A 9,595-nucleotide genomic window follows, 5' to 3' on the forward strand; every position below is an offset into this window, starting at 1 on the left:
GCCGACGCCGAGCCGCAAGCGGAACCCGCGCGCCTCGGCGATCGAGGGCGTCGCCGCCAGCGCGCAGGCAGCCGACGCCGCCAAGGCGATCCATCCGATCTGCGAGATCCTGCGCATCCGTGCCTCCATCGATCGGGCAAGCCTGCCGCGGAGCGCGTTCACGAAAGCTCAAGAAACAGAGTCAACGCATCCGGCGCCTTCGACCGGACGGACGGCGTGACGCCGTCGCGAACACGCGGCCGCCTTTGCGGACTTCCTTTGCGCCTTGCCTTTGGGCGTCGCGCGATCCACCTGTCTGCCCGATTCCCGCGGCTTCCGACGCCGCTTCCTCGACGCCTCGTGCGACGCCGTCCGGCCCTCGGCCGCGGCGGGTCGGGGCGAAACACGCCAGGAACGCCAACGCCATGTCGAAGACCCACACCCTCAGCGGCGCGAGCGCGCTCGCCCTGGTGCTCGCGCTCGGTGGCGCCGCCATCGCGCAGACGCCGACGCCGGCGGCCCAGCCCTCCGTCGCCGCCTCGGTGCTGCCGTCGCCCGACAGCGTCGTCGCCAAAGTCAACGGCATCCCGGTCACCGCCGGCGACATCGCGGTCGCCTCCGAGGACCCGGCCCTGTCGCTGCCGGGCGTCGACGACGCGCAGAAGAAGGGCCTGCTCGTCGATTACATGCTCGACCTGAAGGTCGGCGCGCAGGCGGCCGACGCCGCCAAGATCGGCGACACGCCGGACTTCAAGCGCAAGCTCGCCTACTTCCGCGACAAGCTCCTCCTCGACGAGTACCTCGAGCGCGAGGCCCGCAAGGCCGCGACGCCTGAGGCGGCCCGCGCCCTCTACGACCAGTCGGCCAAGCTGATGAAGCCGGAGGAGGAGATCCACGCCCGGCACATCCTCGTCGAGAACGAGGCGGACGCCAAGAAGATCGCCGCGCGGATCAAGGGCGGAGAGGACTTCGCCAAGGTCGCCGCCGAGACCACGAAGGACGCCGGCTCGAAGGCCGAGGGCGGCGACCTCGGCTGGTTCTCGAAGGACCGGATGGTGAAGGAGTTCGCCGACGCGGCGTTCAAGCTGCAGCCCGGTCAGGTCTCCGATCCGGTGAAGTCGCAGTTCGGCTGGCACGTGATCAAGGTCGAGGAGAAGCGCAACAAGCCGGTCCCGACCTTCGAAGAGCTCAAGGAGCAGATCGACCAGGCGCTGATCCGCAAGGCGCAGCAGGACCTGATCCTGAAGCTGCGCGCGGACGCGAAGGTCGAGCGCTTCGACGAGAACGGCAAGCCGATCGCGGCCCCGGCGCCGACCCCGGCCCCCGAGGAGCCGAAGAAGCCCTGAGGCCCGGTGCCGCCGGTCGCGTCCGCGCGACCGGCCCCCGTCTAGTTCGGCGCGGCGAACAGGTAGGCCGATTCCGCCGTGGTGGTCTGAGCGTCGGGCAGGATGCCGAGCGCGGTCAGCTCGTTCGTGCGCCGGTTCGACGCCAGGATGTCGAGCACGGCGATCACGAGCCAGGGACAGGCGATACCGATAAAGAACGCCATCTCATCACCCTTGCGGACCGGGGCTATCCGGACCTTTGCGGACCCGGGCTGCCCGGCGTCGAGAGCGCGATGATAGCCGCGCGCCGAAGCTTCGCAAGATGGCGGGCGAGCTGACGGCCCGACACGCCGGCCACGATGCCCGGACGGGCCGGGCGGTCAGACCCAGCCCTGAAGCTCGCGCCGCACCACGGTCTCGATCACCTTCATCCCGAGGTCGCTGTCGTTGAGGCAGGGGATGTAGGCGAAGCGCTCGCCGCCGTTGTCCTCGAAGTAGTGCCGGTTCTCGCCGTCGAGTTCTTCCAGCGTCTCCAGGCAGTCGGCGGTGAAGCCCGGCGCCACGATCGCCATGCGCTTCACGCCGGATTTCGCGAGGGTCTGCACGGTCTCGTCGGTGTACGGCTTCAGCCATTCCTCGTTGCCGAAGCGCGACTGGAAGGTGGTCCGCATCCGCTCGGTCGAGAAGCCCAGCTCCTCGCGGATCAGCCGCCCGGTCTTCACGCACTGGCAGTGGTAGGGGTCGCCCTTGAGCAGGTAGCTCTTCGGCACGCCGTGGAACGAGGTGAGGATCACCTCCGGCTCGAAGTCGAGCTTGGCCAGCCCCTCGCGGATCGAATCGGCCATCGCGCGGATGTAGACCGGGTCGTCGTGGTAGGGCGGCGAGACCCGCACGGTCGGCTGCCAGCGCATCTGCATCAGCGCCTTGAACGCCTGGTCGCAGGCGGTGGCCGAGGTCGCGGCGGCGTATTGCGGGTAGAGCGGCACCAGCAGGATGCGGTCGCAGCCCTGGTCGAGCAGCGCCTGGATCCGCAGGGAGACCTCGGGCTTGCCGTAGCGCATCGCCCAGTCGACCACCACGCTGTCGCCCATCGCCGCCTGCAGCCGCTCGGCCTGGCCGCGGGTGATGGTCTTGAGCGGGCCTTCGTCGCGCTCGTTGTTCCAGACGCTCGCGTAGTCCTTGCCCTTCGGGCCGGGACGCTTGGTGAGGATGATCAGGTTGAGCAGCGGCCACCAGATCAGGCGCGGCACCTCGATCACCCGGCGATCGGACAGGAATTCCTTCAGGTAGCGGCGCATCGGCCAATAGCTGGTCCCCTCCGGCGTGCCGAGGTTCATCAGCAGCACGCCGACCCGGCCCCAGCGGACCGGGGGGTGCTCGGCCGGAAGCGTGCCGGAGCCGGCGGCGCGCTGCGGCTCGACGGAGGTGACGGCCGACAGGGATGCCGGTGCGACGCGTTCGTTCATGGTAAGGTTCTCGGCCATGGCGGCCGCTTCCTGTCCTGGAGCCGCCGGAGGCGCGGCGTCGTGGGGCCGCACGACGGCGCTGCGGTTGTGCGGGATCGGATATCTAACTAGAGCACGAAGCCTGCCAGCGAAGATCCGGCCGACGAGAGCGCGACATGCAGTCTCCCCGCTACTTCCTGAACCACTTCATGCCGTTCACCGGCTACCCCTACACGGGGGCGCCCACGGCCTGCAATCTGTGCGGCTCGACCGAGAGCGTCACCGTCGCCGAGACCGACCGCCGGCTGAAGACGCTGAAGTCGATCGCCTGCGCCGAGTGCGGCCTGATCCGCACCGACCCGATGCCGACGCCGGCCGAGCTGGCCGATTACTACGCCCACGCCTACCGCGCCGACTACCAGCTCGCCTTCGCGGGCGGCCCGCCGCGCGTGCACCTCAAGCGCTCGGCGCGCGAGGCCGCGTTCCGGGCGGAGTTGCTGGCGCCCAAGCTCGTGCCGGGCGCGCGCCTGCTCGATTTCGGCTCCGGCTCCGGCGAGTTCCTGGCCGCCGCCCGGGCGCGCGGCTGCGAGGCGATCGGCGTCGAGCCGGGCCGCGACTATTCCGCCTACGCCCGCACGACGCACGGCGTCGAGGTGCTGGACGACGCGGGCGACGACCGGTTCGAGCCTGGCACGTTCGACGTGATCACCACCCACCACGTGATGGAGCACCTGCGCGACCCGGCCGACGTGATGGAGCGGCTGGCCCGCTGGCTCAAGCCCGACGGCGTGCTCTACGCCGCGGTGCCGAACATGGCCGCCACCGGCAAGCCGCCGCACGAGCGCTTCCACTTCGCCCACGTCCACGGCTTCGTGCGCGACACCTTCGACCTCACGGCACGCCGCGCCGGCCTGGTGCCCCATACCGGGTACTGGCGCGAGGACACGACGGTGGTCTACCGCAAGACCGACGCGCCCCCGGTCGCGATCCGCTCGCCGGGCCTCGCCCAGCGCCTCGCCGAGGAGTTGAAGCCGATGCCGGCCGCGGCCTACCTCGCGTCGGGCGCCTGGATCTGGCCGATGGTCCGCCGCAACGCCAAGGCCGTGCGCGAGACCTTCTCGAACCGATAGCGGGCGTCGCGCGCGCGTCACGGGACGCGGCGTAGGGCGAGCCATCCGCCACGGTCGAGCCGCGCCATGCCCCCACCCAATCGCCGCCAGACCTTCGGCCTCGGTGCCGGCCTCGCCGCCGGGCTGGCGACGCCAGCCCGCGCCGCCGAAGCGTCGCCCGAGCCGACGCTGACCCTGCTCCTGGTCAACGACGTCTACCTGATGGGCGAGGTGGCCGGCCGCGGCGGCTTTGCGCGGCTCAACGCCATCGTGAAGGCCGAACGCGCACGGGACGTCCCCGTGCTCTACGTTCACGCCGGCGACACGCTCTCGCCCTCGCTGATGTCCGGCTTCGACAAGGGCGGCCACATCGTCGACCTGCTCAATATCGCGGCCCCCGACGTGTTCGTGCCCGGCAACCACGAGTTCGACTTCGGGCCGGAGACCTTCCTCGAGCGCATGCGCGCCGCCGCCTTTCCGTGCTTTGCCGCAAACCTCCGCGACGGGGCGGGCGGCGCGATCCCGGGGATCCGCGACCGCACGATCCTGACGCTGGGCGGCGTGCGCGTCGGGATCGTCGGCATCGCTTTGGCATCGACGCCGGAGAAGTCCCAGAGCGGCGACCTGCGCTTCGGCCCCGAACTCGCGACCCTCGCCGAGCAGGCGAAGGCGCTGCGCTCCGAAGGGGCGGACTTGGTCGTCGCGGTGACCCATACGGCGCGTCCGACCGATCTGGCGATGCTGGAGGCGGGCCACGCCGACATCGTGCTGTCCGGGCACGACCACGACCTCGTGATGCATTACGACGGCCGCCGCGTGCTGGCGGAGTCGAGCAGCGACGCGCACTACGTCACCGCGATCGACATTTTCGCGACGATCTCGGTCCAGGGAGAGACGCGCGCGGTTTCCTGGCGGCCGAGCTTCCGCATCCACGATTCGGGCCACGTCGCGCCCGATCCAGAGACCCTGGCGCTGGTCCGGCGGCTGGAGGCCGACCTGTCGCGCCGACCTGTCGCGCCGGCTCGACGTGCCCGTCGGCGAGACGGCGCGCCCCCTGGACAGCCGGATCGCCGCGGTGCGCGCCCGCGAGGCGAGCTTCGGCAACCTCGTCGCCGACGCCCTGCGGGAGGCGACGCAGGCCGAGATCGCGGTGATGAACGGCGGCGGCATCCGCGGCAACCGCCTCTACCCGGCCGGGACCGTGCTGACGCGGCGCGACATCCTCACCGAGCTTCCCTTCGGCAACACCATCGTTTCGGTGGCGATCACCGGCGCACAGGTCCGCGCCCTGCTGGAGACCGGTCTCGGCGAGTCCGGCCGCCCGGCCGGACGCTTCGTGCAGGTCTCGGGGCTGACCGTGCGGGTCGACCCCGACGCGCCGGCCGGCGCCAGGATCGTGTCCGTGCAGGTCGGCGGCGCGCCCCTCGACGAGGCCCGCACCTACAGCGTCGCGTCCAACAACTTCCTGTACGAAGGCGGCAACGGCTACGGCATGCTGGCGCAAGGGCGGACGCTGGTCGGCGCGACCGATGGCGGGCTCGTCGCCAACGCGGTGATCGACTATGTCGCCCGCCACGCGCCGATCGCCGTGCGCGAAGGCGAGCGCATCCTGGTCGGTCGATGACGAAGCTTTCCGCCTCCTCAGCCCTCGCCGACTTCCGGGCGAGCGGTTCTCCATGGCTCGCCCTACCGTTCTTCGCCGGCAGCGCGGCGGACGCCGTCGCGGCGCGCGTCGACGAACGCATCGCGGCGGGCGCGGAGGTGCTGCCGGCGCCCCAAAACATCTTCGCCGCCCTGGCGCTGACGCCGCTCCCCGAGGTGAAGGTCGTGATCCTCGGGCAGGACCCTTACCCGACGCCGGGGGACGCCAACGGCCTCGCCTTCTCCTATGTCGGCGCACGCCGCCTGCCGGCCTCGCTCAAGGTGATCCTCGCCGAAGTCGAGCCGGCCAAGCCGACGCGTGGCGACCTCACGCCTTGGGCGCGGCAGGGCGTTCTGCTCCTGAACAGCGCCCTCACCGTCGAGGCCGGCCAAGCCGGCGCGCATCTCCGCTACGGCTGGGCGGCGCTCGCCGACGAGGCGGTCGCGGCGGTGTCGGCCCGCGCGACGCCCGCCGCGTTCCTGCTCTGGGGGGCGCAGGCGCGGGCGCGCGCCGCGCTGGTCGACCGCGACCGCCACGGCGTGTTCGAGAGCGGGCACCCATCGCCGCTGAACCGCGCCCGCGACTTCCCGGGCTCGGCCCCGTTCGGACGCGCCAACGCCTGGCTCGCCGAGCGCGGACTGGCGCCGATCGAATGGCGCCTGCCCTGAAGCCTACTGGGCCGGCTTCGGCGCAGGCGCCGGCTCGGCGGGCTTGTCGGCACCGGGGGCGGGGGCCGCGTCGGCGCCTGCCGGCAGCAGCACGTTCTTGGCGACCGTGCCCTCGGGGCCGTATTCGCCGGCGACCGCGAGGCAGGCCTTCTCGCGGTTCTGCGCCATGTCGTTCGACATCAGCGCGAAGATCGACTGCACCCGCCCGCCGAACGGGCCGCGCGGGCTGACGTCGGCCGAACGGGTGCCCTGCTTGACCAGCAACGCCTCGAAGGTGTCGGTGCCGATGCGGTAACCGCAGACGTTCGAGGCCGCGAAGATGTAGGCGGCGAATTCCAGCGCCCGCGGCGCCGGCGCGTTGCGGATCTGCGCCTCGGCGGGCACCGCAGCGAGGGTGGCGGTCAGCAGGGCGGCCGAGGCGGCCAGGGTTGCGAGCAGGCGCATGGGCGTAGGTTTCCTCGATGTCCGGGCGACGACTTCTTGCGAGTCGCTGAGAGGGGCGGGATACGCCGAACGGTGAGCGCCGCACAGGGGGACCGACCCGGCAGATTGCCTCAGGACGATCACGGCAAAGGCCGCCGCAAAAAGACGGTTAAGCGTTACCTGCGTTGCAATCGTGCCGTGCGCTGCCAGCGCGGCATTGGGCATCCCGCCCCCTTGTCCAGCACCAGACGGTCGCAGGACCTGTTTCGACTTGATCACGCCCGGCGCGCTCATGCGAAGCCTACTATTAACCGGTGACGCGCAGATCGGAGTTCGACCTCTTCCGCACAGAGCCGGACCGGACGCCGCATGCACTTCGCCCTCGACCGCCGCGCAGAACCAGATCCCGCCTTCGCCCCGCCCCCCTTGCGCCTGGCGGACGCCGGCGGAACGCCCTCGGGCGAGCGCCGCAACCGCTACGCCCGCTGGGCCCTGCATGAAGGCCTCGGCGAGGGCGACGTCGTCGCCCTGCTGATGCGCAATCAGCCCGACCTGCTGGCGATCTGGCAGGGCCTCGGCTCCGTCGGCGTCACCGTGGCGCCACTCGACCTGACCCTGCGCGGGGCGGCGCTCGCCCGCAGCCTCGACGCGATCGGCCCGCGCCACCTCTTCGTCGATGCCGGCCTCGCGGAAATCCTGTGCGGCGTGCAGGGCCTCGTGTCGGTGCAGCCGCTGGTATGGTGGCACGGCGGCGCCGACTTCGCCCGGATCGACCTCGAGATCGCCGAATACGACGACGCCCCGCTCGACCCGCAGGAATCGGCCCCGCGGCGCGCCTGAGAGATCCGCGAAACCTGGCGAGACCGTGTTAGGTTGGGAAACCATCGACACGGGAGCCACGGCATGTCCTCCACCGCGACGCAGACCGCACGCGCCGACGCGCCGCTTCTGCTGCGCGAAGATGCCGGCGGCATCGCCACGCTGACGCTGAACCGTGGCCCGGCGCGCAACGCGCTTTCGCTCGGGCTGATGGCGGCGCTGCAGGACGCCCTCGACGCGATCGCCGAGGACCGGGCCGTCCGCGTCGTCGTGCTGCGCGGGGCCGGCCCGGCCTTCTGCGCCGGGCACGACCTCAAGGAGATGCGCGCCCATCCCGGGCGGGAGGCAGCCGCCGAGGTGTTCCGCGCCTGCTCGCGCCTCATGCTGGCGATCACCCGGCTACCGCAGCCGGTGATCGCCCAGGTGCACGGCATCGCCACCGCCGCCGGGTGCCAGCTCGTCGCGACCTGCGACCTCGCGATCTGCGCCGACGACGCGCGCTTCGCGACGCCCGGCGTCAACATCGGCCTGTTCTGCTCGACGCCGATGGTCGCGCTCTCGCGCGCCGTGCCGCGCAAGGTCGCAATGGAGATGCTGCTGCTCGGCGAGCCGGTGGACGCCGCGGAGGCTTTCCGCATCGGCCTCGTCAACCGCGTGGTTCCCGCGGCCGACCTCGACGCGACGGTGCGGGCGACGGCGTCCCGCATCGCCGAGAAGTCGGCGCGGGTGCTGGCGATCGGCAAGGAGGCCTTCGGCCGCCAGGAGGAGCTCGGCCTGGAGGAGGCCTACGCCTACGCCGCCGAGGTGATGACCCGGAACATGATGCTTGCCGAGGCCGGCGAAGGCATCGACGCGTTCCTGGAGAAGCGCACCCCGATCTGGCCGGCGTGAGGCCTCAGCCGCGCCCCGCGGGGCCGGGGAAGCGGCGCGCGAACCAGTCGCGCAGCACCGCGCGCTCGTAGTACAGGCCGCCCGTCGCAAAGCGCGGGTTCGCCGTCAGCATGAAGTTGATGTCGGTGGCGGTGTCCTCGCCGCTGGCGACCACACGCCGGCCCCGCCGCAGCGCGTAAACGAAACGGATCCGCGGGGGCGTCGAATCCTGGACCACACGCAGCCCACCCGGGGTGCCGAAGCCCGGCCGCTCGTATCCGGCGAGGTCGATGTCGAGGACGGTGACGTCGAGGCTCTCGTCCGGGCCGAGGCGCCGGCTGCCGAGTTCCTGGAAGATCCGCGTCATCTCGGCGAGCGTCGTGCGCAGGCTCCGGCCCGACGCGCCCCAGCGGTCCTCGGCGTCGGTGAAGCGCTCGGGCGCCACGTAGCGCACGCCGACCTCGCGACGGCCGGGCCGGCGAGCGCCAGCCCCGCCAGGGCGGCGAGCGCGAGACGCCTCATTGCTTGGTGCGGTTGATCACCGCCAGCAACGCCCGGGCGACCGGCTCGGTGACGTTGCGGCGATACTTGCGGTGGACCAGCTGACCGTTGTGGTAGACGTCGTGCTCGACGTAGAGCCGCTCGCCGTCCCAGCGGACGATGTTGTCGGTCTCGGTGGTTTCCTCGACGCCGAGGTCGTCCCGAAGGATCGCGCTGCCGGTCTGGGTGAACATGCGCAACTCCTCGCACTTCGATCGGGGATCGCCAGCGCGGACGATCCCTCCGTCGAGGGCCACAATAGGCAACCGACGCGGACTGCGCCAGTTCTCGCGACGGCTCCCGAGGCTGCGACGCCTGACAGGCGACCGCCGGTCTCGCTCCCAACCAGATCAACGAACCGTGACTTGATCCTTGATCTTGTCGTAGGTGGCGCGGCTGAGCACGCGCTTCGACAGCAGCTGGTCGACCGAACCGTAGGGCCGCCGCTGGATGATCGCCCGCCCGATACTGCCGCCGCCGCGCAGACCGTTCAGATCCGCGACCGACGCGGTGTTGAGGTCGACGAGCGCCAACGCCCGCGGTCCGGCGGTGTCGGCGGCCGCCTCCACCTCCGCCCGCCCGGCAGGCTGGGAGGCGTCCAACTCGGGGGCGACGGTTCGCGGCTCAGGGGGCGTTTGCGGGACGGCGGGTGCCTCGGCCGTCGGCTGAGGCGCGGGCGTCGGCATCGGTGCCGGCGCAGGCATGGGAGCGGGTGCAGGCGGACGTGCCAGGGCCGTGTCGCGCCGCGGCGCCGTCGAGGGCACCGGCACCGGCG

General features: G+C 71.7%; 11 protein-coding genes and 1 pseudogene. 6 read left to right on the forward strand and 6 right to left on the reverse strand.

All coding sequences use genetic code 11. The features are described from left to right. Nucleotides 1–404: 404 nt before the first annotated feature. The gene (locus FV229_RS22595) at nt 405–1,325 is read left to right on the forward strand and encodes a peptidylprolyl isomerase (RefSeq protein ID WP_147754114.1); all 921 of its coding nucleotides are present in this window, start codon (nt 405–407) and stop codon (nt 1,323–1,325) included. 41 nt (nt 1,326–1,366) lie between these two features. Here the strand turns inward: FV229_RS22595 and FV229_RS27610 are convergent, their stop codons facing one another. Both FV229_RS27610 and hemH read right to left on the reverse strand, forming a co-directional pair. Beyond that, complete coding sequence (locus tag FV229_RS27610; protein WP_187275252.1) at nt 1,367–1,528, reverse strand: hypothetical protein; 162 nt, start codon at nt 1,526–1,528, stop codon at nt 1,367–1,369. 156 nt (nt 1,529–1,684) lie between these two features. Then, on the reverse strand, nt 1,685–2,770 hold the full coding sequence (gene hemH / locus FV229_RS22600; protein WP_147754121.1) for a ferrochelatase: 1,086 nt from the start codon (nt 2,768–2,770) through the stop codon (nt 1,685–1,687). 155 nt (nt 2,771–2,925) lie between these two features. Here hemH and FV229_RS22605 point away from each other — a divergent pair, with 155 nt between their 5' ends. The 3 genes and pseudogenes from FV229_RS22605 to FV229_RS22615 all read left to right on the forward strand — a co-directional run bounded on the left by FV229_RS22605 (nt 2,926) and on the right by FV229_RS22615 (nt 6,168). Beyond that, nucleotides 2,926–3,879, forward strand: coding sequence for a class I SAM-dependent methyltransferase (locus tag FV229_RS22605; RefSeq protein WP_147754115.1), 954 nt, complete (start codon nt 2,926–2,928; stop codon nt 3,877–3,879). A 66-nt stretch (nt 3,880–3,945) separates the two neighbouring features. Then, nucleotides 3,946–5,482, forward strand: a pseudogene (locus FV229_RS22610) (bifunctional UDP-sugar hydrolase/5'-nucleotidase). Beyond that, nucleotides 5,479–6,168, forward strand: coding sequence for a uracil-DNA glycosylase (locus tag FV229_RS22615; RefSeq protein ID WP_147754116.1), 690 nt, complete (start codon nt 5,479–5,481; stop codon nt 6,166–6,168). Before FV229_RS22610 ends, FV229_RS22615 begins: the two are co-directional and overlap by 4 nt. Nucleotides 6,169–6,171: 3 nt before the next feature. Here the strand turns inward: FV229_RS22615 and FV229_RS22620 are convergent, their stop codons facing one another. Continuing rightward, nucleotides 6,172–6,612 (reverse strand): hypothetical protein, encoded by a 441-nt coding sequence (locus tag FV229_RS22620; protein ID WP_187273621.1) that lies wholly within the window; start codon nt 6,610–6,612, stop codon nt 6,172–6,174. Nucleotides 6,613–6,960: 348 nt separating this feature from the next. Here FV229_RS22620 and FV229_RS22625 point away from each other — a divergent pair, with 348 nt between their 5' ends. Beyond that, nucleotides 6,961–7,431, forward strand: coding sequence for an AMP-binding protein (locus FV229_RS22625; RefSeq protein ID WP_147754117.1), 471 nt, complete (start codon nt 6,961–6,963; stop codon nt 7,429–7,431). Between the two features lie 63 nt (nt 7,432–7,494). Continuing rightward, a complete protein-coding gene (locus tag FV229_RS22630; RefSeq protein ID WP_147754118.1) occupies nt 7,495–8,301 on the forward strand; it encodes an enoyl-CoA hydratase in 807 nt (268 codons plus the stop codon). Nucleotides 8,302–8,305: 4 nt separating this feature from the next. On the opposite strand, the gene FV229_RS22635 is transcribed toward FV229_RS22630, so the two are convergent. From FV229_RS22635 to FV229_RS22645, 3 genes are all read right to left on the reverse strand, one after another. After that, nucleotides 8,306–8,734: a DUF3016 domain-containing protein gene (locus tag FV229_RS22635; protein ID WP_246688294.1), complete on the reverse strand. Its 429-nt coding sequence runs from the start codon at nt 8,732–8,734 to the stop codon at nt 8,306–8,308. 64 nt (nt 8,735–8,798) lie between these two features. Then, the gene (locus FV229_RS22640) at nt 8,799–9,014 is read right to left on the reverse strand and encodes a hypothetical protein (RefSeq protein ID WP_147754119.1); all 216 of its coding nucleotides are present in this window, start codon (nt 9,012–9,014) and stop codon (nt 8,799–8,801) included. 156 nt (nt 9,015–9,170) lie between these two features. Next, a partial coding sequence (locus FV229_RS22645; protein WP_246688295.1) for a helix-hairpin-helix domain-containing protein occupies nt 9,171–9,595 on the reverse strand: 425 nt, incomplete at its 5' end.

This window comes from Methylobacterium sp. WL120, assembly GCF_008039465.1.
GTDB lineage: Bacteria > Pseudomonadota > Alphaproteobacteria > Rhizobiales > Beijerinckiaceae > Methylobacterium > Methylobacterium cerastii.

What these genes read in the sequence shown, in the direction of transcription:
- FV229_RS22595 (WP_147754114.1), top strand. Translation starts at nt 405, where the DNA reads ATGTCGAAGACCCACACCCTCAGCGGCGCGAGCGCGCTCGCCCTGGTG.
- FV229_RS27610 (WP_187275252.1), bottom strand. Translation starts at nt 1,528, where the DNA reads ATGGCGTTCTTTATCGGTATCGCCTGTCCCTGGCTCGTGATCGCCGTG.
- hemH (WP_147754121.1), bottom strand. Translation starts at nt 2,770, where the DNA reads ATGAACGAACGCGTCGCACCGGCATCCCTGTCGGCCGTCACCTCCGTC.
- FV229_RS22605 (WP_147754115.1), top strand. Translation starts at nt 2,926, where the DNA reads ATGCAGTCTCCCCGCTACTTCCTGAACCACTTCATGCCGTTCACCGGC.
- FV229_RS22615 (WP_147754116.1), top strand. Translation starts at nt 5,479, where the DNA reads ATGACGAAGCTTTCCGCCTCCTCAGCCCTCGCCGACTTCCGGGCGAGC.
- FV229_RS22620 (WP_187273621.1), bottom strand. Translation starts at nt 6,612, where the DNA reads ATGCGCCTGCTCGCAACCCTGGCCGCCTCGGCCGCCCTGCTGACCGCC.
- FV229_RS22625 (WP_147754117.1), top strand. Translation starts at nt 6,961, where the DNA reads ATGCACTTCGCCCTCGACCGCCGCGCAGAACCAGATCCCGCCTTCGCC.
- FV229_RS22630 (WP_147754118.1), top strand. Translation starts at nt 7,495, where the DNA reads ATGTCCTCCACCGCGACGCAGACCGCACGCGCCGACGCGCCGCTTCTG.
- FV229_RS22640 (WP_147754119.1), bottom strand. Translation starts at nt 9,014, where the DNA reads ATGTTCACCCAGACCGGCAGCGCGATCCTTCGGGACGACCTCGGCGTC.